The organism is Mixta sp. BE291 (assembly GCF_031457955.1).
In the GTDB taxonomy this organism is placed as follows: Bacteria; Pseudomonadota; Gammaproteobacteria; order Enterobacterales; family Enterobacteriaceae; genus Mixta.
On sequence record NZ_JAVDXN010000003.1, the window covers coordinates 201,260 to 223,517 of the forward strand.

Genomic DNA, 22,258 nt, shown 5'->3' on the forward strand with positions numbered 1-22,258 from the left:
CCGCCGCGCCCGGTCAGGGGCAATTATTTTTTGTCTTTAACTTCTTCGAACTCAGCGTCGACGACGTCGTCTTCTTTCTTCGCAGAAGCATCAGCGGCGTCAGCTGGCTGACCCTGCTGCTGAGCGAACTCCATCAGCTTGCCGGATACTTCGGCCAGCGCCTGGATTTTCGCTTCGATCTCAGCTTTGTCTTCGCCTTTCAGCGCGGTGTTCAGATCGTTCAGCGCTGATTCGATCGGTGCTTTGTCATCAGCAGAGAGCTTATCGCCCGCTTCGTCCAGCTGTTTACGGGTGCTGTGGGCAATTTGGTCGCCCTGGTTACGCGCCTGTACCAGCTCTTCGAATTTACGGTCAGCTTCTGCGTTCGCTTCCGCATCGCGTACCATCTTCGCGATCTCGTCTTCATTCAGACCAGAAGAGGCCTTGATGGTGATTTTCTGCTCTTTACCGGAGTTCTTGTCTTTCGCCGATACGTGCAGGATACCGTCAGCATCGATATCGAAGGTCACTTCGATCTGCGGCATACCGCGCGGCGCGGCCTGGATACCATCCAGGTTAAACTGACCCAGCGATTTGTTGTCCGCTGAGCGTTTACGCTCACCCTGCAGCACATGAATGGTTACCGCGGACTGGTTGTCTTCCGCAGTCGAGAACACCTGGCTGTGCTTGGTTGGGATGGTGGTGTTTTTGCTGATCAGCGCCGTCATCACGCCGCCCATGGTTTCGATACCCAGCGACAGCGGCGTTACGTCCAGCAGCAGCACGTCTTTCACATCACCGGCCAGCACGCCGCCCTGTACCGCAGCACCCACAGCCACCGCTTCATCAGGGTTCACGTCTTTACGCGGCTCTTTGCCAAAGAACTCGGCGACTTTCGCCTGCACCATTGGCATACGCGTTTGACCGCCAACCAGGATCACGTCATTGATGTCGGTTACAGACAGGCCCGCATCCTGCAGCGCGACTTTCAGCGGCTCAATAGAGCGGGCAACCAGGTCTTCAACCAGCGATTCCAGTTTCGCACGGGTCACTTTGATGTTCAGGTGCTTAGGACCGGTGGCGTCAGCCGTGATGTACGGCAGGTTAACGTCGGTCTGCTGAGCGGAAGAAAGCTCAATTTTTGCTTTCTCAGCGGCTTCTTTCAGACGCTGCATCGCCAGCGGATCGTTGTGCAGATCGATGCCCTGATCTTTCTTGAATTCAGCAACCAGATAGTTAATCAGGCGGCTATCGAAGTCTTCACCACCCAGGTGGGTATCACCGTTGGTCGCCAGCACTTCAAAGGTTTTTTCGCCGTCAACTTCATCGATTTCGATGATAGAGATATCGAACGTACCGCCACCCAGGTCATAAACCGCGATAGTACGGTTGCCCTGTCCTTTATCCAGACCATAAGCCAGCGCGGCTGCGGTCGGTTCGTTGATGATACGTTTTACTTCCAGACCTGCGATACGGCCGGCGTCTTTGGTTGCCTGACGCTGCGCATCGTTAAAGTAGGCCGGTACGGTGATAACAGCTTCAGTTACCGGTTCACCCAGGTAATCTTCAGCGGTTTTCTTCATTTTTTTCAGCACTTCCGCAGAGATCTGCGGCGGCGCCATTTTCTGGCCTTTTACGTCCAGCCATGCATCGCCGTTGTCGGACTGGGTGATTTTGTAAGGCATGATTTTGATATCACGCTGTACTTCTTCGTCCTGGAAACGACGACCAATCAGGCGTTTGATTGCAAACAGGGTGTTCTGCGGGTTCGTCACGGCCTGACGCTTAGCAGGCTGACCGACCAGCGTTTCACCATCCTGGGTATATGCAATAATTGACGGTGTGGTGCGATCGCCTTCGGCATTTTCCAGCACGCGTGCTTTGGTGCCATCCATAATCGCAACACATGAGTTGGTTGTACCGAGGTCAATACCAATAATCTTACCCATCTAAACGTCTCCCACTTAAAAACGGTCTCAATAAGGGTTGTGAATCAGATAATGCGGACGATTTGTTTATTTTCAACTGTCCGCCTGCGCGCTTTGCGCTTCACAACGCTGGATGACTTCAAAATGGGGCCGCTTCGCAGCGCATCAAGGGTTAAGTAAAAAAAAATTTTTCGCCCAGCCTCGGCGGCGGCAATTTTTCCTCGCCATATCAGGCATTCACCCGCTGCAAAATCGCGTTACGCCGTTCGGCCCAGCCCAGCCACAGCCCGGTCAGCATGCCGATCAGCGCCAGCGCCAGCACATACCAGGCGGGCGCCAGCGGTGAAAAGCGCATTAACAGCGTGACGCAGATTGGCGTCAGTCCGCCAAAAATGGCGTAGGCGACGTTGTAGGAGAAAGAGATGCCGGTAAAGCGGATCGCCGCCGGAAAAGCGCGTACCATCACAAACGGCACGACGCCGACCACGCCGACGCAAAGCCCCGCCAGGGCATAGGTAATAAACAGCGCGCTGACCGAACCGGCAGCCTGGGTAAAGAAAACCCAGCTGCAAACGGCCAGCAACACGCAGCCAACGGTTAAAACCTTCGCCGCGCCCAGGCGATCCGCCAGCAGTCCGACAATAATACAGCCCGCCAGCAGCATCACAGTCGCCACGCTATTGGCCTGCAACGTGAGCGCAGCCGGAAGCGCATACTGTTTTTGCAGCAGCGTCGGCGCCATCAGGATCACCACCACGATGCAGGCGGAGAGCAGCCAGGTCAGCAGCATAGAAACCATTACCGCGCGCTTGTGGTTTTGCAGCACGTTACGCAGCGGCAAGCCCTCTGCCAATGTTTTGCGTGCCTGCATCTGCTGGAAAACAGGCGTTTCATGCAGCCAGCGCCGCAGATACATCGCCAGCAGGCCGAACGCGCCGCCCAGGAAGAAAGGAATGCGCCAGCCGCCTGCGGCGATCGCCGCGGGCGCAAGCAGACTGTTGATCAGCGTCGCCACCAGCGAACCCAGCAGGATACCGGCGGTCAGGCCCGCGGTTAAGGTGCCGCAGGCGAAGCCCACGCGTTTTTCCGGCACATGCTCCGCGACAAATACCCAGGCGCCCGGTACTTCGCCGCCAATCGCCGCGCCCTGCAAAATACGTAACAGCAGCAACAGCAGCGGCGCGGTCAGGCCAATAGCGTGGTAGTCGGGTAACGCGCCCATCGCCAGCGTCGGCAAAGCCATCAGCAGAATGCTCAGACTAAACATTTTTTTACGGCCGACCCGATCGCCGAAATGCGCCATCACAATGCCGCCCAGCGGACGCGCCAGATAACCGGCGGCAAAAATGGCAAACGTTTGTAGCTGGCGCAGCCAGTCGGGAATATCAGGCGGGAAAAAGAGCTCGCCGATGACCGCAGCGAAAAAAACAAAAATAATAAAATCGTAGAATTCGAGCGCGCCGCCGAGCGCCGCCAGCGACAGCGTCTTGTAATCCTGCCGATTGAGTCGGCGAGCCTGTGGTTGATCCATTTTGTTTGCGCTTCCGGAGGGTGAAAAAAGTTATTCACGTGATGCTGTAAAATTCACGTTACTATAGCGTCAACTTTTCTCGCCATACCAGCGGCGCTGGATTTTATGCCTGAAAAAGACGATTTTCAGGCGTTTGTATCACGCCGTGCGCTTTTTGGCCGAAATGCTGCTACCACTTCTGTATGCGTTTCAACGTAGGGGCCTTCCAGCAGTTGAATACAATAGGGTACGCTGGCGAAAATACCCGCAACGCTGACCTTACCGTTTTCATCTTTTAGCCCTTCCAGCGTCTCTTTAATCGATTTCGGCTGGCCCGGCAGATTAAGGATCAAGGATTGCTTGCGAATAACGCCGACCTGACGCGACAGGATCGCCGTTGGTACGAATTGCAGGCTGATTTGACGCATCTGCTCGCCAAAACCTGGCATCACGCGATCGGCCACCGCCAGCGTGGCGTCCGGGGTGACGTCGCGCCGGGCCGGGCCGGTGCCGCCGGTGGTTAACACCAGATGGCAAAAACGCTCATCGACCAGTTCACAAAGCGTCTCTTCAATCAGCGCCTGCTCGTCCGGCACCAGCCGCGTTTCAATAATAAAAGGGGTAGCCAGCGCGGAGGAAAGCCAGGCTTCCAGCGCCGGAATGCCCTGATCCTGATAAATGCCGTTGGCGGCACGATCTGAAACTGAAATGAGTCCAATGCGTAACGTATTCATAGTGATATTCATAGCAGAGACTGTCGCAACGCGAGCAGTTGAGGTTTGGGATGAGCGGCAAGAATACTACAGGGCGGGAAAAGATGCCTAACGTGAGCTGCCGCAGCCCAATTTTCGGCTGCGGCAGTGGGGCGATTACAGCAGTTCGGCAATCATTTTTTCCAGCTTGCCCTGGTCAACCGCAAAGTTACGGATGCCCTGCGCCAGCTTATCTACCGCCATCGGATCCTGGTTATGCTGCCAGAGGAATTCCGCTTCGGTCATTTTAGCCGGACGCGCTTTGACTTCACCGCTGAAGGAGAGCTTACGCTCAACCGCGCCTTCGCTTTCCGCCAGCTCTTTCAGCAGCGACGGGGAGATGGTCAGACGGTCGCAGCCTGCCAGTTCCAGAATCTCGCCCAGGTTACGGAAGCTGGCGCCCATCACCACGGTTTCGTAACCGTGCTGCTTGTAGTACTCATAGATTTCGCTAACGGAAACCACGCCCGGATCTTCGTGCGGCGCGTACTCCTTCTTATCGGTATTGGCTTTGTACCAGTCGAGGATACGGCCAACAAACGGAGAAATCAGGTAAACGCCCGCTTCCGCACAGGCACGCGCCTGGGCAAAGGAGAACAGCAGCGTCAGGTTACAGTTGATGCCCTCTTTTTCCAGCTGTTCCGCCGCGCGGATGCCCTGCCAGGTGGAAGCGAGTTTGATCAGGATACGATCGTTGCTGATACCGGCATCGTTATACAGCTTAATCAGGCTGCGCGCTTTCGCGATGCTGGCTTCGGTATCGTAAGAGAGGCGTGCGTCTACTTCGGTAGAGATGCGGCCTGGGATCAGCTGCAGAATTTCCAGACCGATATTGACCGCCAGCTTGTCAGAAGCGTACTGGATTTGTTCTTCTTTATTGCTGCTCTGCTGACGCGCCCAAACGATAGCTTCATCGATCAGTTTGCGATATTCAGGGATCTGCGCGGCGTTCAGAATCAGAGAAGGGTTAGTGGTAGCGTCCTGCGGCTGGTACAGCTTCATCGCGGCGATATCACCGGTATCAGCAACCACGGTAGTCAGCTGACGTAAAGAAGTAAGTTTGTCCGTCATGATGGGTTCTCTTGATAGGTAACTTTCAGGGGTAAAATCTGTTGCGATAATATCATGCACGCTCTGACACGCAATGCGCTGATGGTGCGAATCAGCAGAGGCCAGGCCAATAGTAATGATTTGCCTGAGCCGTGCTTTTTTTTGCTAAAATCGGCGGCCAGAAGCAAAAAAAGATGAAAAACCTGCGGGTTACGCTAAGGAAATATCGATGTTAATGGTTATCTCGCCAGCCAAAACGCTGGATTACACCACGCCGCTGGCGACGACTCGCTATACGCAACCCGCACTGTTGGAAAAATCACAACAGCTGATTAACGTGGCGCGCGATCTCTCGCCCGCGCAAATCGCTTCGTTGATGAGCATTAGCGATAAGCTGGCGCTGCTGAACGCCCAGCGCTTTAACGACTGGCAGCCCGATTTTACGCCGGACAACGCGCGTCAGGCGATCCTGGCGTTTAAGGGTGATGTTTACACCGGTCTGCAGGCGGAAACCTTCAGCGAAGCGGATTTCGATTTTGCTCAGCAGCATTTACGGATGCTTTCTGGCCTGTATGGCCTGTTACGGCCGCTGGATCTCATGCAGCCTTACCGTCTGGAAATGGGCACCCGGCTCGCTAATCCGGCGGGCAAAGATCTCTACAGTTTCTGGGGCGAAACCCTTACCGAGGCGTTAAATCAGGCGCTGGCGGCGCAGGGCGACGACCTGCTGATTAATCTGGCGTCGGATGAGTACTTCAAAGCGGTACAGCCGAAAAAGCTGAACGGGCGCCTGATCAAGCCGGTCTTCCTGGATGAGAAAAACGGCAAATTCAAAATCATCAGCTTCTATGCCAAAAAGGCGCGCGGCCTGATGTGCCGCTATATCATTGAAAACCGTTTGCAGGAGGCGGAGCAGCTAAAGCAGTTTAACCTCGACGGCTATTTCTTTGATGAAGCAAGCAGCCGCGGCAGCGAACTGGTGTTTAAACGCCACGAACAGGCCTGATTTACAGGCGATAAAAAGCCGCCTGGCGGCGAAGCGTATCCCATCAACGCGTTCAGACTGGGATTGGCCTCTTCGCTGCCAGGCGGCTTTTTTATCGCTCAACGGTTAAAACTGGGTCAGGAATACCCGCAGCTCAGCGAAGTCCGGCTTCATCTGATGCGACAGCAAAGGCAAGTCGGCGCGTTCCGCCAGCTCGTCCGGCAGCGGCAGCGTCTGTTGCAGAATCTCTTCCACGCTCTCTTTGAATTTTGCCGGATGCGCGGTGCCGAGGAACAGGCCAAACTCGCCCGGCTGCAGCTGATCGCGCAGCATACGGTAAGCGATAGCGGCATGCGGCTCAGAGATATAGCCCAGCTGCGCCAGCTCGCGCATCGTGCTGCGGGTAGTTTCATCATCCACTGCGCCAAAGCCCAGCTCGTTTAAACGCCAGGTTTTACGACGGAACAGTTCTTCTACGCGCGGCCAGTTATTCGGCTGGCTGACATCCATCGCATTGGAGAGCGTGGCGACAGTCGCGTTCGGCTGCCAGGCGCCGTTAGAGAGAAAACGCGGCACGGTATCGTTCTGGTTAGTGGCGGCGATAAAGCGTTTTACCGGCAGCCCCAACGATTTCGCCAGCAGGCCTGCCGTCAGGTCACCGAAGTTACCGCTGGGCACCGAGATCACCAGCTGGTTGCGTTTTTCCTGCGGCAGCTGCGCCACCGCCTCGAAGTAATAACAGATCTGCGCCAGCAGGCGGCTGATATTGATCGAGTTCGCCGAGTTAAGGCCAATGGCTTTTTTCAGCGCTTCATCATCAAACGCCTGTTTCACCAGCGACTGGCAGGCATCGAAATCGCCATCAATGGCGATGGTGTGGATATTGCCGCCCAGCGTACAGAACAGCTTTTCCTGCAACGGGCTGATTTTGCCCTGCGGATAGAGGATAACCACGCGCACATTTTCCATGCCGTAAAAGGCATGAGCCACCGCCGCGCCGGTATCGCCAGAGGTGGCGGTAAGGATGGTGATCTCTTCGTCCGCGCCGCTGATATAAGCGAGCATCTGCGCCATAAAGCGACCGCCGAAGTCTTTAAAGGCTAACGTCGGGCCATGAAACAGTTCCAGGCAGGCGATATCTTCCGTGACCGGCGCGACCGGCGCAGGAAAGGCGAAGGCCGCCTTCACGCGTTCCGCCAGCTGATGCGGTTCGATCTCATCGCCAATATAGGCAGAGAGAATTTTGCTGCTGCGGGTGACGAAATCCATCTCCAGCATGGCATCAATATCGGTCAGCTCAAATTCGGGCAGTTCCAGGGGGAAAAACAGCCCCTGCTGCGAACCCAGCCCCTGCTTTACCGCCTGTGCAAAGCTGACCTGTTCGTTGTGATCCTTAAGATTGTAGAGTTTCATGCGTTATCCCAGTTTTCGTGCGCCCGCCGTGTCGGCACGGCAAATATGGACGAAGCCTTCATCATTTTGCAGATAGTTTTGCTGCAGCCAGTCCGCCATGCGCTGCGCCGTTTCCTGGTTATCACAAACGGCAAACAGCGTCGGGCCAGAGCCGGAAATCCCGCAGGCCAGCGCGCCGATATCCTGCGCGGCCTGACGCGCCGCGGCAAAGCCGGGCAGCAGTTTCGTACGGTAAGGTTCGGCGATAACATCGCGCATCAGCTTCGCCGCCAGCTGCGGCTGAGCGGTATGACAGGCGTGAATAAAGCCCGCCAAATAACGCCCGTGCTTAATGCAATCCTCTTTACGGTACTGCGCTGGCAAAATCGCCCGCGCTTCGGCGGTAGAAACCTTAATGCCCGGATAGGCCATGACCCACAGCCACTCATCAAAGCAGGGCACCGCCTGACTGATAATGCCGTTCTCTTCCAGCATCAGCTGCAGGCCGCCCAGAAAACAGGGCGCGACATTATCGTAATGCACGCTGCCGGAGATGCGCCCTTCCAGCTCGCCCATCAGGGCCAGCAGCTGCGTATCATCCAGCGGCCTGCCGCAGAATTCATTCATCGCCATCAGCCCCGCTACCACGGAACAGGCGCTGGAGCCCAGACCGGAGCCGATCGGCATGTTTTTTTCCAGCGTCATGCGCACCGGCACGGTTTTCCCGATTGCTTCGCAAAAGCGTTGCCAGCATTGATAAACAATATTCTCCTGCGGATCGGCGGGCAGTTTGCTGACAAAGCGTCCCTGATTAACCAGACTGAAACTGTCAGCTGCCTCAACGGTAACGCAGTCGCCCAATAGCGAACCGTCCACCGGCGTTACCGCCGCGCCCAGCACGTCAAAGCCAACGCTGACGTTGCCAATTGAGGCTGGCGCATAAATTTTTACCATGTTTAAACTCCTAACTTCCATGACAGGGTGCGCAACAAATCAGCAAAGACGCCAGCGGCGGTAACATCATTACCGGCACCGTAACCGCGCAGCACCAGCGGAATCGGCTGGTAGTAACGGCTGTAGAACGCCAGCGCATTTTCACCGTTTTTCACTTTATACAGCGGATCGTTGCCGTCTACCGCGTCGATCTTCACGCGGCAGCGCCCGCCCTCTTCAATCGCGCCGACAAAGCGCAGCACCTTGCCCGCCTCACGCGCCAGGGCAACCCGCTCGGCAAATGCCTTATCCAGCTCCGGCAGCCGCTGCATAAAGTTTTCAACGTCGGCAATCGCCGTAAATTCCTCAGGCAGCACCGCCTCAATCTCAATGTCGCTTAGCTCCAGCTGATAGCCCGCCTCACGCGCCAGGATCAGCAGCTTACGCGCCACATCCATACCGGAAAGATCGTCGCGCGGATCCGGCTCGGTAAAGCCCATTTCACGCGCCAGCCTGGTGGCTTCGGAAAGCGACATCCCCTCATCCAGCTTGCCGAAAATAAAGGAGAGCGACCCGGAAAGAATGCCGGAGAAGCTGATGAGCTCATCGCCCGCGTTCAGCAGGTTTTGCAGGTTTTCAATCACCGGCAGGCCAGCGCCGACGTTGGTATCGTAAAGGAATTTGCGGCGCGATTTGGCCGCCGCCGCGCGCAGCTGCTGATAGTAGTTCCAGGAAGAGGTGTTGGCCTTTTTGTTTGGCGTCACCACATGGAAGCCGTCCGCGAGGAAGTCAGCATACTGATCGGCAACCGCCTGGCTTGAGGTACAGTCAACAATCACCGGATTCAGCAGATGATACTCTTTGACCAGGCGCAGCAGGCGATCCAGCTTAAACGGCTCGCTGGCCTCAGCCAGCGCGCTTTTCCAGTTGCTGAGATCGATGCCGTGCACATTGGTTAACAACGCTTTGGAGTTAGCGATGCCGCAAACGCGCAGGTCGATGTGTTTGTTCTTCAGCCAGGTCTGCTGGCGATGTAGCTGCTCCAGCAGCGCGCTGCCGACGCCGCCGACGCCCACCACAAACACTTCAATCACCTGATCGGTGTTGAACAGCATCTGATGAACCACGCGCACCGCGGTAGTCACTTCATCATTATTCACCACCACGGAGATGGAGCGCTCTGACGAGCCCTGAGCAATCGCCACGATATTGATATTGGCCCGCGCCAGCGCGGCGAAAAATTTTGCTGAAATGCCGCGCTGGGTACGCATCTTATCGCCTACCACCGAGACAATCGCCAGCTGCTCCATCACATCCAGCGGCTCCAACAGGCCATCTTTTAATTCCAGATAGAACTCATCTTGCAGCACCCGGCGGGCGCGTGCCTGCTCGTTCTGCGGCACGCAGAAGCTGATGCTGTATTCGGAAGAGGACTGGGTAATCAGTACCACAGAGATCCCCGCGCGCGACATGGCAGCAAACACGCGCGCCGCCATCCCGACCATGCCTTTCATGCCTGGCCCGGAGACGTTAAACATGGCCATATTATTCAGGTTGGTGATGCCCTTCACCGGATTGGCGTCATCATTGGCGTCGCCGCCGATCAAGGTGCCGGGAGCCTGAGGATTGGCGGTATTTTTAATCAGACAAGGAATCTGGAACTGGGCGATAGGGGCGATGGTGCGTGGATGCAGCACCTTGGCGCCAAAGTAGGAAAGCTCCATCGCTTCCTGATAAGACATCGATTTCAACAAGCGGGCATCCGGCACCTGACGTGGGTCGCAGGTATACACACCATCGACATCGGTCCAGATCTCACAGCAGTCGGCGCGCAGGCAGGCGGCCAGCACCGCCGCAGAATAGTCGGAACCGTTACGCCCCAGCACCACCAGTTCGCCGCGCTCATTTCCGGCGGTAAAACCGGCCATTAAAATCATGCTGTCGGCGGGAATATGGCTGGCGGCAATACGGCGCGTGGACTCGGCAATATCCACCGTGGACTCAAGGTAATGACCATGCGCTAACAGCATGTTGACCGGATCGATAACGCTGACGCGATGGCCGCGCGCCTGCAATAGCGCCTCCATAATGGCGATAGAAAGTTTCTCGCCCCGGCAGATAATGGCGGCGTTAACGCTGTCCGGGCACTGCCCCAGCAGGTTGATGCCGTGCAGCATCTGCTTCAGCTGAGCAAACTCTTTATCCACCAGCGCCTGTAGTCGATCCCAGGCAAAGCCTGGCTGGGCCGCCTGCAATCCCTGTAGCAGCGCAGCAAAAATCTGTTCTGCGTCGCTGATATTTGGCAAAGCATCCTGACCGCTGATGGTTTTTTCGATCATCGCCACCAGATGGTTAGTGATTTTAGCCGGGGCGGAAAGCACGGTTGCAACCTGTCCCTGCTTTGCGTTGCTTTCAAGTATGTCGGCAACCCGCAGAAAACGTTCTGCATTTGCCACTGATGTCCCGCCGAATTTCAGCACTCGCATGGTTAAGCATCTCCTGAATTTAAGCCGAAAAAAAAGCCCGCACTTATCAGGTGCGGGCTTTTTTTCTTTTTCCTGTATGCGTCAGCCCGCACCGTTACCTGTGGTAATGGTGGTTGTAATAATGGTGGTGTTCAGGCTGTTTGTACGCATGTTGATTTTATCTGTCTGTTTCCGTGTTCGTCTGCTTTTCAGAAGTAAAGCAATCGCCTGATGAAGTCAATGGATTTATCGCCGCTGGCAATCTGCCATCACCACAGCGGAAACGCTAAACCTCATCATGTCTGGCGAAATCTGTTACGCCTTCCCCGGCAAGCTGGAATGATTAACCAGTTTCACGCCTGTAAGCCAAATTTTTCGCTAGAGGTTTTTTTCAATGTCATGCAACAGCCGATGCAGCATCGCGCTATCACGCTGCTCCAGCAGGCCAATCCGCTGTTGTATCCAGTCCGCCAGCTTTTCGTCATCGGCGACATGCAGGCGATCCAGTAGCGCAGCCAGGCGCTGACGCAGCGCATCAAGCTGCCGATCGTCTGCCGTAACGGCCGTCGGCGCTACCACTTCCCTTAACGACGCTAACTGATAGCAATAGACCATTACCGCCTGACCTAAATTCAGCGAAGGATAATCATTAGCCATTGGGATGCCGGTCAACAGATCCACCTGTTCTAATTCTTCATTGGTTAAGCCGCTATCTTCACGGCCGAAAACCAGCGCCATCCCGCTGACCCACTGCTGCTTCTCACGTAAAATCGTTTCTACTTGTTGCGGCGTCGCGTAATAGCGGAATTTCGCCCGGCTGCGTGCGGTGGTCGCGACGGAAAAATCGATATCCGCCAGCGCAGCGGTAAGCGAAGGGTAGTGTTGAATATTATCAATGATATCCCCTGCGCCGTGCGCCACGATGCGCGTCGCCGGATCGCGCCAGGCTTCGCTTTGCACGATACGCAGCTCGGAAAAACCCATGGTTTTCATAGCGCGAGCGGCCGCGCCAATATTTTCCGGACGGGCAGGAGAAACCAGAACAATCGGGAAACGCATATAAATCCTAAAGATAAATTTATGAACAAACATACTGTGGCACGACAATATGTTAAATAATAGTATCAATTACATAACAAATAACTAACCAATCAAATTGGCATGGTAAAATTTCAGATTTAACGGGTTTAAACTGTTTAATTAATCAAAACATAAATAACAAAGAAAGATCATGAATAAGAGCTTATAAATCAAAATTGTATTTTAATAATTAACTGAGTAAACTTTTGCGCACTATCAGTTGGCTAAGACATAGCTTAAAGCCCAATTATTGTGAGCTAAGCTTGCATTCTGGTGAGCATTTTTCACAAAAGTGTTAACGTGCTACACTTGATTTGATATAAGTCAACGAAGCGTTGTTTTAATGCTTATTGGTTGTAGTCTCTGCTGTTATGTTGCTGTTAATGTAGCTAGGATAACGGCCATTTGGCACTGCCGGGGCATGCAGGATTCATCCTTGTGGCTGCGCTAACAATGTTGTTGACGTTGATGGATGGTGCATCAAGAACATAATTCTGTACTTCCGCTATTCAGGCAAACACAATTTGCTTTGCCATGCTAACGGCAGTACATCCTGTTTCCGATTTTGTTGGCAAATTTTAGGTAGCGAACTCATGCAGATCCCGCATATTCTTATCGTTGAAGATGAACTAGTCACACGTAACACGCTAAAAAGCATTTTTGAAGCCGAAGGCTACGAAGTGTTTGAAGCGACGGATGGCGCAGAGATGCATCAGGTACTGACCGATAACGATATTAATCTGGTGATTATGGACATCAACTTACCGGGTAAAAACGGTCTGTTACTGGCGCGTGAACTGCGCGAACAGGCAAACGTTGCGCTGATGTTTTTAACCGGGCGCGACAACGAAGTTGATAAAATTCTGGGTCTGGAAATTGGCGCTGATGATTACATCACCAAGCCGTTTAATCCGCGCGAATTAACTATCCGCGCACGCAATCTGCTTTCACGTACGATGAATCTCGCCGCAACCAGCGAAGAGCGTAAGCAGGTAGAAAGCTATAAATTCAATGGCTGGGAACTGGATATCAATAGCCGCTCGCTGATCAGCCCGAATGGCGAACAGTATAAGCTGCCGCGCAGTGAATTCCGCGCCATGCTGCACTTCTGCGAGAACCCAGGAAAAATTCAAACCCGTGGCGATCTGTTGAAAAAAATGACCGGGCGTGAGTTAAAACCGCACGACCGTACGGTTGATGTCACCATTCGCCGCATCCGTAAACATTTTGAATCAACGCCGGATACGCCGGAAATCATCGCGACTATCCACGGCGAAGGCTATCGTTTCTGCGGCGAACTGCAGGAATAGTTCGGCAAAACGGCGAGGCCACTCGCCGTTGCTTCCTCTAGCGCTGCCACGGCATAATGGGGACGGCGCTTAGCGCATTTTTAGGCGATCCCTCTACGACTTTATCTGAATAAGAAAGATAGATAAGCGTGTTCCGCTTCTGATCAAAGAAGCGCACGACCTGTAACTTTTTAAACAGGAATGAAGTGCGCTTGCGGAAAACCGTTTCGCCCTGCGCTTTCCCTTGAGCAATACGTTCGTTCAGGGTTATCGGCCCTACCTGCTGACAGGAAATCGCTGAATCAGAGGTATCTTCCGCCAGTCCCAGCCCACCCTTAATCCCTCCGGTTTTCGCGCGGCTTACGTAGCAGGTCACATTTGTTACATCAGGATCGTCAAAAGCCTCCACCACGATTTTATGGTCAGGCCCAAACATTTTGAACACCGTATCAACCGAACCGATCTCTTCCGCGGCCACGCCAGCAGAGAACAAAGTTGCCATCGTTATTATTAAAAATTTCTTTACTATCATATTATTACCGTCATCTATTATTAAGTTTATTTGCTCATGCTTTCCGCTAAGGATAAGCCAGACTAATTTATTGTGCGCTATTTGCCGGGCAGATAGCACAATCCACCAGGTAAAAGCCTCAGCGTTTTTTGCGCATTTAGTGCTATGATCCCGCGACTTTGCGTTGCCTGCGCCAATCTAAGTACAAGAGGATGTTTTATGGACCAAGCTGGTATCATTCGCGATTTGCTTGTTTGGCTGGAGAGCCATCTCGATCAGCCCCTGTCACTGGATAATGTGGCGGCAAAAGCAGGTTACTCCAAATGGCATCTGCAAAGAATGTTTAAAGAAGTCACCAGTCATGCGATTGGTGCCTATATTCGTGCCCGTCGTCTGTCAAAAGCGGCAGTGGCATTGCGTCTTACCAGCCGTCCGATTCTGGATATCGCGCTGCAGTACCGTTTTGATTCCCAGCAGACCTTTACCCGCGCCTTTAAAAAACAGTTTAACCAAACGCCAGCATACTATCGTCGCTCCTCAGAGTGGAACGCTTATGGCCTGCGCCCGCCGATTCGTCTGGATAACGCCACGTTGCCGCAAGCGCATTTTGTCACCCTGCCGGAAACCCTGCTGGTAGGACAAACGCAAAGCTATACCTGTGCACTGGAACAGATTTCGCGCTATCGCGATGAGATGCGCGTCCATTTTTGGCAGCAGTTCCTGCTGGAAACGGATACGGTACCGCCGGTGCTGTATGGCCTGCATCAGGTGCGCGCCAGCCAGGAAAAGGACGACGAGCAGGAGATCCTGTATACCACCGCCGTGCCCTCCGATCAGCTGGCCAAAACCATGCAGTCCGCGCAGACCGTTTTGCTGGAAGGCGGCGATTACGTCCAGTTTAATTATGAAGGCCCGCGCAACCAGCTACAGGAATTTATCCTGTTGCTTTACGGTACCTGCATGCCAACGTTACAGCTGACGCGCCGTCAGGGACAAGATATTGAGCGTTTCTATACGCACGGCGGCAAGAAGCGCCCCGAGCCGCCGAAAGAGATCCGCTGCGAATATTTGATTCCTATCCGCCGTACCGAAACCTGATGATCACCGGGCCCGCATCGCGGGCCCGTTTAATTAGCGCTGCAGTTCATCCAGCGCGGGCAGATCAAGATGCGAAACATCGCCTGCGGTTTCCACTACCCAGCCGGTCGCCAGCCAGGCGCTTTGCTGATGATCGACGCGCGAAAGCGAACAGTTACGCAGCCGTAACCGGCGCTCCGCATGAGCGGGCAGCCCGAGCAACGTGCTAATCAGCACGCCCAACGCCATACCATGACTGACCAATAGCGGACGGCTGCCAGCCGGCAGATCAAGACAGGCATTCAGCGCCTGATGCATACGTTCCGCCAGCTGCGCCATGCTTTCGCCTTGTGGAATACGACCGTTTTCCGTACCGTTGACTAATGTACGTCGCCAGCCTTCTTCCTCTTCGCTCAGCGTATCGATCGGACGCTGTTCCAGTACGCCCATATTCAATTCACGTAACCGTGCGTCGAGCGTCACGCTACAGCCGCAGGCGTCCGCGATAATTTCAGCGGTACGACGCGTGCGTCCTAAATCACTGCTGATAACGTGCGTAATGCCCAGAGACTTCACCCGCTCGCCAACCTGCCGAGCCTGCTGTTCTCCTTTTTCAGTCAGCGCGCTATCCGACTGTCCCTGAATGCGCCTGGCCGCGTTCCAAACCGTTTCTCCGTGGCGAACAAGATAGACCTGTAACATGCTTTTTTTCCGTTATACTGCGTCAAAATTGCGTAGAAGGTTCAGATAATTATGTACCATGTTGTCGCTGCTACCACCAATCCGGCCAAAATTAGTGCTATTTCTCAGGCGTTTCATGATGTTTTCGGCGAAGGATCCTGCCACATTGAGGGCGTTGCGGTCGACAGCGGCGTTGCCGCTCAGCCGCTAACCAATGCAGAAACGCGAACTGGCGCACGCCATCGGGTAATGAACGCACGGCAGGTTCGGCCTGAAGCTGATTTTTGGGTAGCGATTGAAGCGGGCATTGAAGGTAATGATGCTTTTGCATGGATGGTGGTGGAAGATCACAAACAGCGCGGCGAATCGCGCTCGGCCAGTTTCACCTTACCGGCGTCCATTATGGCGAGCCTCCATGCCGGTCACGAACTGGGTGAAGAGATGGCGCGCCTTACCGGCATTGAAAATATCAAACACAAAGGCGGCGCGATTGGCGTCTTTACGCAGGGTTTGCTCACGCGTAGCAGCGTCTACTATCAGGCGTTGGTGCTGGCGCTTTGCCCTTTCCATAACGCTATTTATCAGCAGCCAGCCACGCCGCAATAATCCGCATCACTTAACCGACAACTGCGCGTCCAGCCACGTCTTTAACGCTGGCGGCGCGGCGCGCAGGCTGTTGGAACCGCGCGTAATCGTCGCAATGCCGACGCCAAGCTCGTTTTTCAGTTCGCGCTGGCTAATCTCCCCGCGCTGCAACTCCTCAATAATGCGCAGCCGCGTGCCGAACGCCTCGCGCTCGTCCGGGGTCATCATCAATTGCAGTAGCGGCAGTTGTAAACCCTGACGGAACGCCTCTTCCAGCAGATTAACAAAGCGCAGCCAGTTTTCATCCTGCGGATCTTCAGTTACCGGGATCGGGGAATGTGGATTCATGAAATTCTTCCGTACTCATTGGCGAGTACGGAAGAGTAGCATATTCAGTAGCGACGCTGCCACTCGGCATCAGACAGCAGCTGTTCAGGCTGGCCGAGGAAATGGCGATAATAAGCATCATAAGCCAGCACGTTTTTCACGTAGCCGCGCGTTTCTGAAAAAGGAATGGTTTCGATGAAGGCCACCGCATCCAGCTGGCCATTACTGATGCGTTGCCAGGTGCGTACCCTCCCCGGCCCGGCATTGTAAGCCGCAGACGAGAAGATCCGGTTCTGATCAAACTGCTGGTAAACATGATCCAGATACTGCGTGCCGATCTGAATATTGGTCTGCGGATCCAGCAGCTGGCTGCTGTTTACGTAGCCCGGTATGCTGTACATCTTCACCGTATGGCTGGCGGTAGCGGGCATCACCTGCATTAATCCGGCCGCGCCCACGGGTGAACGCGCTTTAGGATTCCAGGCGCTCTCCTGACGAGCAATCGCCATGGCATAGCTTGACGGGATAGTTTTATCACGCGTGTATTGGGTAAATTGCTCCTGCCACGCCAGCGGAAAACGTTCGGTAAGATGGTTCCACAGCTTGCCGGTTATCGTGGCCTGCACGCTCAGATCCCACCAGCCATGGTTCAACGCATAACGCGCCAGCATTTGCTGCTGCGCAGCGGTTTTACTGGCGACCAGTCGGCTCCACTCGGTGCGCGCCAGGTTATCCATGCCCCAGTACATTAGCTCACGCACGCGAGCAATTTCCGGTCCGTTATCGACGCTGCTATCTGGCCGCGGCGCGCTATCCACCCGCAGCGGATATTCCACGCCCAGACGCTGCGCAGCGACCATCGGATAGAAGCCACGCTCCTGCATAAGCTTGCGCAGAATCTCTTCCGCTTCCTCTTTGCGTCCGCGCTCCAGCAGCAGATCCGCCTGCCAGTACTGCCACTCATCTTTCTGCTTCGCGTCGGGATCCAGCCGCGCAATCCAGGTATTTAATCCACGCCGATGGTTATTGCTTAAGGCGAGACGGATACGCCGCTCAAGCAGCGAAGTCGAGGCGCTGCTCATCACCACGCTATCACGCCAGCGCGCCTGTTCGCTGGTGAGGTCGCCGCTCATCAATTGCCAGGCCACGGCCTCTTTCATCTCCTGCGTTTCTTGCTCGCTCATTTGCTGTAAGCGTGCCAGCGTGGGGATCATCGCGCGCGCATTTTCCGTATTTTCACGCGCCAGACGCGCCAGCGCTAGCGAGGTCGCCTGGCGGGTAAAGTTGGTTGGCCCTACGCCGCGCGCAAAAGTTTCCACCGTAGCGGGATCGTTTTGCAGCGCGACAATGGCATCGGCCATGGTTTGATAATTGGCGGGCAACTGCTTAGCGAGGAAATTAACCAGGCTGGTATTGCCCGCGACCATCGCCAGGCGAATACGCTCCAGCGTAGTGATCGGCGTTTGCTCCCCTGCCGCCTGCCAGATCGAAAAGAGCTTGTCGCAACCGCTCGGCAGCGAGCTACCGCGCAGCCAGATTGACTTCGCCCCCTCCCAGGCGACCTGCTGCTCACCGGTTGCCCATTTGGCGTAATACCAGTTACAGCGGGCAGCCACCGGCTGCGGCTCCTGCGGGCTAAACGTCAACAGGCCGCGCCAGTCTTCGCGTCGCGCCAGCTCATTAACAAAGCGTGAAGAGAGCGTACGCACCGGCGGCAAAGTGGGATAGCGTTTAATGAAGTTGTTAACCGCCAGGCTGGTCTCCTGATCGAGATGCTGCGACAGCTGGCGATATTCCAGATAAGGATAAAGCGGATAATCTTGCAGCGTGGGCATCAGCTGCGCCACGACTTCCATCTGGTTATTATCCCATGCCTGTTTAATTTGCTGATAACGGCTACGCTGCTCATCCAGCGAATCAGCCAATACGCTGCCGCTAACGGCAAGCAGACAGAAACCAGCCAACCAGTAACGTCCCCTCTCCTTCCTGTGAGTCACCACAAGCTCTCCTCTTACTCTTTATCCGATCCGGCCGGATGGCCTGGCTCTCTTCATGCTAACCAGGCGATCGGCGTCGTGCCACGTTCTTCACAAAATTTACTTTCGGGTCAGGGATCACAGACGCTGCCCGGCGGCGGCTGACGCTGCACTTTTTTAGCGTTAACATAAGGACAAAACAGGCAAACAGGGAACGCGATGATGGAAACCCGGCGCGACGAGCGGATTAATAAACTGGCGCAGGCGATCAAGCGCATCGATAAAATTCATCTGAAAGAGGCGGCGCGGCTGTTGAGCGTGTCAGAAATGACCATTCGTCGCGATCTTAACGAACAGCCCTCCAGCCTGGTTTTACTCGGCGGCTATATCGTCAACGATCCCAAAAGCGCGCACGGACACTATTTTGTTTCGGATCAGCAGTCGCATAACGTCAATAAAAAACGCCAGCTGGCGCAGTTGGCCGCAGGCCTGATTGCCCCGAACGATACGGTATTTTTTGACTGCGGTACCACCATGCCGTGGGTGATCGACGCAATTGATGAGAACCTGCCCTTTACCGCCGTCTGCTGCGCCATCAATACGTTTCTGGCGCTGAAAGAAAAAAGCGCCTGTCGCGTTATTCTCAGCGGCGGTGAGTTTCATCCTGATAACGCTGTATTTTCCCCGCACGGCAGCCTCTCTCTTCTGGATGAGATTTGCCCTGGGCTGGCCTTTATTTCCGCCGCTGGCATCGACGTAAACCAGGGCGCTACCTGCTATAACTTCAATGAACTGCCGATGAAGCAGCGCGCTATGGCGCGGGCGCAACGCAAAGTCCTGCTGGCTGACAGCAGCAAGTTTAATAAAGTCCTGCCCGCCCGCATTGGTGAACTGGAACGCTTTGATCTGCTGGTAAGCGACAGCCGGCCACCGGAGCCGCTGGCTCAGCACTTAGCGCAACAGGACGTGACGCTGCTGCTGCCCTGAAAAATGTTTGCCGTCCGCCAGGCTTATATTGGCCTGGATGATGGCTGTGATTAAGCAGGGAAAACCGCTAAACTTGCAGTTCTGAGCGGGCAACCTGTCCCGATTACCACACAGACCATAAGAGGCTCATTTCACGTGGCTCAATTCGTCTACAGTATGCATCGCGTCGGAAAAGTTGTTCCGCCGAAGCGTCACATTCTTAAGAACATCTCCCTGAGCTTTTTCCCGGGCGCAAAAATCGGCGTGCTGGGTTTAAACGGCGCGGGTAAATCTACGCTGCTGCGCATCATGGCGGGCATCGATAAAGATATCGAAGGCGAGGCGCGTCCGCAGCCTGGCATCAAAATCGGCTACCTGCCGCAGGAGCCGCAGCTTAACCCGGAACATACCGTACGTGAATCGGTAGAAGAAGCGGTCGCTGAAGTGGTTGGCGCGCTGAAGCGTCTGGATGAAGTTTACGCGCTCTATGCCGAGCCGGAAGCCGATTTCGACAAGCTGGCTGCGGAACAGGGCAAGCTGGAAGAGATCATCCAGGCGCATGATGGTCACAACCTGAACGTGCAGCTGGAGCGCGCCGCTGATGCGCTGCGTCTGCCGGACTGGGAAGCAAAAGTCGCTACGCTTTCCGGTGGTGAACGCCGCCGCGTCGCGCTGTGCCGTCTGCTGCTGGAAAAACCAGACATGCTGCTGCTCGACGAACCAACCAACCACCTGGATGCCGAATCTGTCGCCTGGCTGGAACGCTTCCTGCACGATTTCGAAGGCACCGTGGTGGCGATTACCCACGACCGTTACTTCCTTGATAACGTAGCGGGTTGGATTCTGGAGCTGGACCGTGGCGAAGGCATCCCGTGGGAAGGCAACTACTCTTCCTGGCTGGAGCAGAAAGATCAGCGTCTGGCGCAGGAAGCCTCTCAGGAAGCGGCGCGCCGTAAATCCATTGAGAAAGAGCTGGAGTGGGTGCGTCAGGGCGCGAAAGGCCGTCAGTCGAAAGGCAAGGCGCGTCTGGCACGCTTTGAAGAGCTGAACAGCACCGAATATCAGAAACGTAACGAAACCAACGAACTCTTTATTCCACCGGGTCCGCGCCTGGGCGATAAAGTGGTGGAAGTTAACAGTCTGCGTAAATCGTACGGCGATCGTCTGCTGATTGACGATCTCTCCTTCTCGGTGCCGAAGGGCGCGATTGTCGGGATTATCGGTCCGAACGGCGCGGGTAAATCCACGCTGTTCCGGATGATGTCCGGCCAGGAGCAGCCGGATAGCGGCAGCATCACGCTCGGCGATACGGTGAAACTGGCCTCCGTCGATCAGTTCCGTGACAGCATGGATAATTCAAAAACCGTCTGGGAAGAAGTATCCGGCGGGCTGGATATCATGAAGATCGGCAACACCGAAATGCCAAGCCGCGCCTACGTAGGCCGCTTTAACTTTAAAGGCGTCGATCAGGGCAAACGCGTTGGCGAACTTTCCGGTGGTGAGCGCGGCCGTCTGCATCTGGCGAAGCTGTTGCAGGTTGGCGGCAACATGCTGCTGCTCGATGAACCCACCAACGACCTGGATATCGAAACCCTGCGCGCGCTGGAAAACGCCCTGCTGGAGTTCCCTGGCTGCGCGATGGTGATCTCGCATGACCGTTGGTTCCTTGACCGTATCGCCACCCACATCCTTGATTATCAGGGTGAAGGCAAGGTGGAGTTCTTTGAAGGTAACTTTACCGAATACGAAGAGTACAAGAAGCGTACCCTCGGCGCGGAAGCGCTGGAGCCGAAACGCATCAAATACAAGCGTATGGCGAAGTAACCCTGAAAGCGGCCTCCGGGCCGCTTTTTTTATCAGCGATAAAACGCACGAAATACCGCGCTGTGCTGGGCAAAATCGATAAAGCGCGCCAGCGCAGGCGAATTGAGTTTGCGTCCTGGATAGACCAGCCACAGCTCATTCCCTTCCGCTTCCCACTCCGGCAAAACCTGTACCAGCTCGCCCTTTGCCATCGGCGCTTCGGTTAAAAAACGCGGCAGCAGCGTAATACCGGCATCGCTTAAGGCGCATTCGCGCGCATACAGCAGATTATCCGTTAAGTGTACCGAAGGCAGCAGCCAGCGATGATATTCCTCTCCCCGGCGCAGCAGCCACTCTTTCCAGGCGCGATGGGCGATGCAGCGATGGGTTGCCAGCTGCTGCGGATGGGTAATGGCAGGATTCTGCGCCAGATAGCTTGCAGAGGCCACCAGCAAGCGCTGACACAGGCCAACGCGTCGGCCGATGAGTGACGAATCCTGCGGCTTGCCGGTGCGCAGCGCCACATCAAAACCCTCCTGCACCAGATCGCGCATATCATCCGATACCGACACCTCCAGCGTGACGTCCGGATAACGCAGCTGGAATTCGGCGTTACAGCGCGCCAGCAGCGTCGCGCCGATACCGGCAGGGCTGGTGATGCGCAGGCGACCGCCGGGTTTGTCGCGCAGCCGCTCAATCGCCAGATCCGCCCGCTCGCTGGCCTGCATCATCTCCTGACAGTGGATTAAATAACGCTCGCCAGCAAAGGTTAGATTGAGCTGACGCGTGGTGCGATTAAGCAGACGCAGACCTACCGCCTGTTCCAGCTGGCTAATGCGCTGGCTTACGCTTGATTTTGGCAGACCGGCGCGCTGGGCGGCGGCGGTAAAGCTGCCGCTTTCGGCAACCAGCGCAAACAGCGCCATATCCTGCAAACGTTTCAAGGCCATTGTTCACCTGTGACGAACA

General features: G+C 55.2%; 20 protein-coding genes and 1 other annotated feature. Of the genes, 6 read left to right on the forward strand and 14 right to left on the reverse strand.

What is annotated here, in order from left to right; genetic code table 11:
* Positions 1–23 precede the first annotated feature (23 nt).
* The 4 genes from dnaK to tal form a co-directional block, all read right to left on the reverse strand.
* Complete coding sequence (gene dnaK, locus J2X14_RS08500) at positions 24–1,928, reverse strand: molecular chaperone DnaK (protein WP_352410789.1); 1,905 nt, start codon at positions 1,926–1,928, stop codon at positions 24–26.
* 208 nt (positions 1,929–2,136) lie between these two features.
* Positions 2,137–3,438 carry an MFS transporter gene (locus J2X14_RS08505; RefSeq protein ID WP_352410790.1) on the reverse strand — a complete coding sequence of 434 codons (1,302 nt, stop codon included), beginning with the start codon at positions 3,436–3,438 and terminating at the stop codon, positions 2,137–2,139.
* 125 nt (positions 3,439–3,563) lie between these two features.
* On the reverse strand, positions 3,564–4,151 hold the full coding sequence (gene mog / locus J2X14_RS08510) for a molybdopterin adenylyltransferase (protein WP_352410791.1): 588 nt from the start codon (positions 4,149–4,151) through the stop codon (positions 3,564–3,566).
* A 135-nt stretch (positions 4,152–4,286) separates the two neighbouring features.
* Entirely contained in the window at positions 4,287–5,240 is a 954-nt protein-coding gene (tal, locus tag J2X14_RS08515; RefSeq protein ID WP_352410792.1) for a transaldolase, read from the reverse strand.
* Between the two features lie 208 nt (positions 5,241–5,448).
* Here tal and yaaA point away from each other — a divergent pair, with 208 nt between their 5' ends.
* Positions 5,449–6,225 (forward strand): peroxide stress protein YaaA, encoded by a 777-nt coding sequence (gene yaaA / locus J2X14_RS08520; protein ID WP_352410793.1) that lies wholly within the window; start codon positions 5,449–5,451, stop codon positions 6,223–6,225.
* Between the two features lie 105 nt (positions 6,226–6,330).
* Here yaaA and thrC read toward each other — a convergent pair whose 3' ends face one another.
* From thrC to J2X14_RS08545, 5 genes are all read right to left on the reverse strand, one after another.
* Positions 6,331–7,617 (reverse strand): threonine synthase, encoded by a 1,287-nt coding sequence (gene thrC, locus J2X14_RS08525; RefSeq protein WP_352410794.1) that lies wholly within the window; start codon positions 7,615–7,617, stop codon positions 6,331–6,333.
* A 3-nt stretch (positions 7,618–7,620) separates the two neighbouring features.
* Positions 7,621–8,550, reverse strand: coding sequence for a homoserine kinase (gene thrB, locus J2X14_RS08530; RefSeq protein ID WP_352410795.1), 930 nt, complete (start codon positions 8,548–8,550; stop codon positions 7,621–7,623).
* A gap of 2 nt (positions 8,551–8,552) precedes the next feature.
* Positions 8,553–11,015 (reverse strand): bifunctional aspartate kinase/homoserine dehydrogenase I, encoded by a 2,463-nt coding sequence (gene thrA / locus J2X14_RS08535; RefSeq protein ID WP_352410796.1) that lies wholly within the window; start codon positions 11,013–11,015, stop codon positions 8,553–8,555.
* 26 nt (positions 11,016–11,041) lie between these two features.
* Positions 11,042–11,158: a sequence feature (Thr leader region), on the reverse strand.
* A complete protein-coding gene (gene thrL / locus J2X14_RS08540; RefSeq protein ID WP_103059984.1) occupies positions 11,097–11,165 on the reverse strand; it encodes a thr operon leader peptide in 69 nt (22 codons plus the stop codon). (Overlaps the previous feature by 62 nt.)
* Positions 11,166–11,372: 207 nt before the next feature.
* Entirely contained in the window at positions 11,373–12,053 is a 681-nt protein-coding gene (locus J2X14_RS08545) for a tRNA/rRNA methyltransferase (RefSeq protein WP_352410797.1), read from the reverse strand.
* Positions 12,054–12,667: 614 nt separating this feature from the next.
* Between J2X14_RS08545 and arcA the strand changes: the two genes are divergently transcribed.
* Positions 12,668–13,384 carry a two-component system response regulator ArcA gene (gene arcA, locus J2X14_RS08550; protein WP_352410798.1) on the forward strand — a complete coding sequence of 239 codons (717 nt, stop codon included), beginning with the start codon at positions 12,668–12,670 and terminating at the stop codon, positions 13,382–13,384.
* Between the two features lie 37 nt (positions 13,385–13,421).
* Here arcA and creA read toward each other — a convergent pair whose 3' ends face one another.
* Positions 13,422–13,895, reverse strand: coding sequence for a protein CreA (creA, locus tag J2X14_RS08555; RefSeq protein WP_352411078.1), 474 nt, complete (start codon positions 13,893–13,895; stop codon positions 13,422–13,424).
* Positions 13,896–14,093: 198 nt separating this feature from the next.
* Here creA and robA point away from each other — a divergent pair, with 198 nt between their 5' ends.
* Complete coding sequence (gene robA / locus J2X14_RS08560) at positions 14,094–14,972, forward strand: MDR efflux pump AcrAB transcriptional activator RobA (protein ID WP_352410799.1); 879 nt, start codon at positions 14,094–14,096, stop codon at positions 14,970–14,972.
* A gap of 33 nt (positions 14,973–15,005) precedes the next feature.
* On the opposite strand, the gene gpmB is transcribed toward robA, so the two are convergent.
* Positions 15,006–15,653, reverse strand: coding sequence for a 2,3-diphosphoglycerate-dependent phosphoglycerate mutase GpmB (gpmB, locus tag J2X14_RS08565; RefSeq protein ID WP_352410800.1), 648 nt, complete (start codon positions 15,651–15,653; stop codon positions 15,006–15,008).
* 51 nt (positions 15,654–15,704) lie between these two features.
* Between gpmB and yjjX the strand changes: the two genes are divergently transcribed.
* Entirely contained in the window at positions 15,705–16,238 is a 534-nt protein-coding gene (gene yjjX / locus J2X14_RS08570) for an inosine/xanthosine triphosphatase (protein ID WP_352410801.1), read from the forward strand.
* 6 nt (positions 16,239–16,244) lie between these two features.
* On the opposite strand, the gene trpR is transcribed toward yjjX, so the two are convergent.
* Positions 16,245–16,565, reverse strand: a complete 321-nt coding sequence (trpR, locus tag J2X14_RS08575) for a trp operon repressor (RefSeq protein WP_352410802.1) — start codon at positions 16,563–16,565, stop codon at positions 16,245–16,247.
* 44 nt (positions 16,566–16,609) lie between these two features.
* On the reverse strand, positions 16,610–18,541 hold the full coding sequence (sltY, locus tag J2X14_RS08580; protein WP_352410803.1) for a murein transglycosylase: 1,932 nt from the start codon (positions 18,539–18,541) through the stop codon (positions 16,610–16,612).
* A 201-nt stretch (positions 18,542–18,742) separates the two neighbouring features.
* Between sltY and deoR the strand changes: the two genes are divergently transcribed.
* Together deoR and ettA are read left to right on the forward strand one after the other, a co-directional pair.
* Positions 18,743–19,507, forward strand: coding sequence for a DNA-binding transcriptional repressor DeoR (gene deoR, locus J2X14_RS08585; protein WP_352411079.1), 765 nt, complete (start codon positions 18,743–18,745; stop codon positions 19,505–19,507).
* Between the two features lie 135 nt (positions 19,508–19,642).
* On the forward strand, positions 19,643–21,310 hold the full coding sequence (gene ettA / locus J2X14_RS08590; protein ID WP_352410804.1) for an energy-dependent translational throttle protein EttA: 1,668 nt from the start codon (positions 19,643–19,645) through the stop codon (positions 21,308–21,310).
* 32 nt (positions 21,311–21,342) lie between these two features.
* Here ettA and J2X14_RS08595 read toward each other — a convergent pair whose 3' ends face one another.
* Positions 21,343–22,239 carry a LysR family transcriptional regulator gene (locus tag J2X14_RS08595; protein WP_352410805.1) on the reverse strand — a complete coding sequence of 299 codons (897 nt, stop codon included), beginning with the start codon at positions 22,237–22,239 and terminating at the stop codon, positions 21,343–21,345.
* Positions 22,240–22,258: the final 19 nt, after the last annotated feature.

Coding starts and splice junctions, on each gene's coding strand:
- dnaK (WP_352410789.1), bottom strand. CDS start 1,928: ATGGGTAAGATTATTGGTATTGACCTCGGTACAACCAACTCATGTGTT.
- J2X14_RS08505 (WP_352410790.1), bottom strand. CDS start 3,438: ATGGATCAACCACAGGCTCGCCGACTCAATCGGCAGGATTACAAGACG.
- mog (WP_352410791.1), bottom strand. CDS start 4,151: ATGAATACGTTACGCATTGGACTCATTTCAGTTTCAGATCGTGCCGCC.
- tal (WP_352410792.1), bottom strand. CDS start 5,240: ATGACGGACAAACTTACTTCTTTACGTCAGCTGACTACCGTGGTTGCT.
- yaaA (WP_352410793.1), top strand. CDS start 5,449: ATGTTAATGGTTATCTCGCCAGCCAAAACGCTGGATTACACCACGCCG.
- thrC (WP_352410794.1), bottom strand. CDS start 7,617: ATGAAACTCTACAATCTTAAGGATCACAACGAACAGGTCAGCTTTGCA.
- thrB (WP_352410795.1), bottom strand. CDS start 8,550: ATGGTAAAAATTTATGCGCCAGCCTCAATTGGCAACGTCAGCGTTGGC.
- thrA (WP_352410796.1), bottom strand. CDS start 11,015: ATGCGAGTGCTGAAATTCGGCGGGACATCAGTGGCAAATGCAGAACGT.
- J2X14_RS08545 (WP_352410797.1), bottom strand. CDS start 12,053: ATGCGTTTCCCGATTGTTCTGGTTTCTCCTGCCCGTCCGGAAAATATT.
- arcA (WP_352410798.1), top strand. CDS start 12,668: ATGCAGATCCCGCATATTCTTATCGTTGAAGATGAACTAGTCACACGT.
- creA (WP_352411078.1), bottom strand. CDS start 13,895: ATGATAGTAAAGAAATTTTTAATAATAACGATGGCAACTTTGTTCTCT.
- robA (WP_352410799.1), top strand. CDS start 14,094: ATGGACCAAGCTGGTATCATTCGCGATTTGCTTGTTTGGCTGGAGAGC.
- gpmB (WP_352410800.1), bottom strand. CDS start 15,653: ATGTTACAGGTCTATCTTGTTCGCCACGGAGAAACGGTTTGGAACGCG.
- yjjX (WP_352410801.1), top strand. CDS start 15,705: ATGTACCATGTTGTCGCTGCTACCACCAATCCGGCCAAAATTAGTGCT.
- trpR (WP_352410802.1), bottom strand. CDS start 16,565: ATGAATCCACATTCCCCGATCCCGGTAACTGAAGATCCGCAGGATGAA.
- deoR (WP_352411079.1), top strand. CDS start 18,743: ATGGAAACCCGGCGCGACGAGCGGATTAATAAACTGGCGCAGGCGATC.
- J2X14_RS08595 (WP_352410805.1), bottom strand. CDS start 22,239: ATGGCCTTGAAACGTTTGCAGGATATGGCGCTGTTTGCGCTGGTTGCC.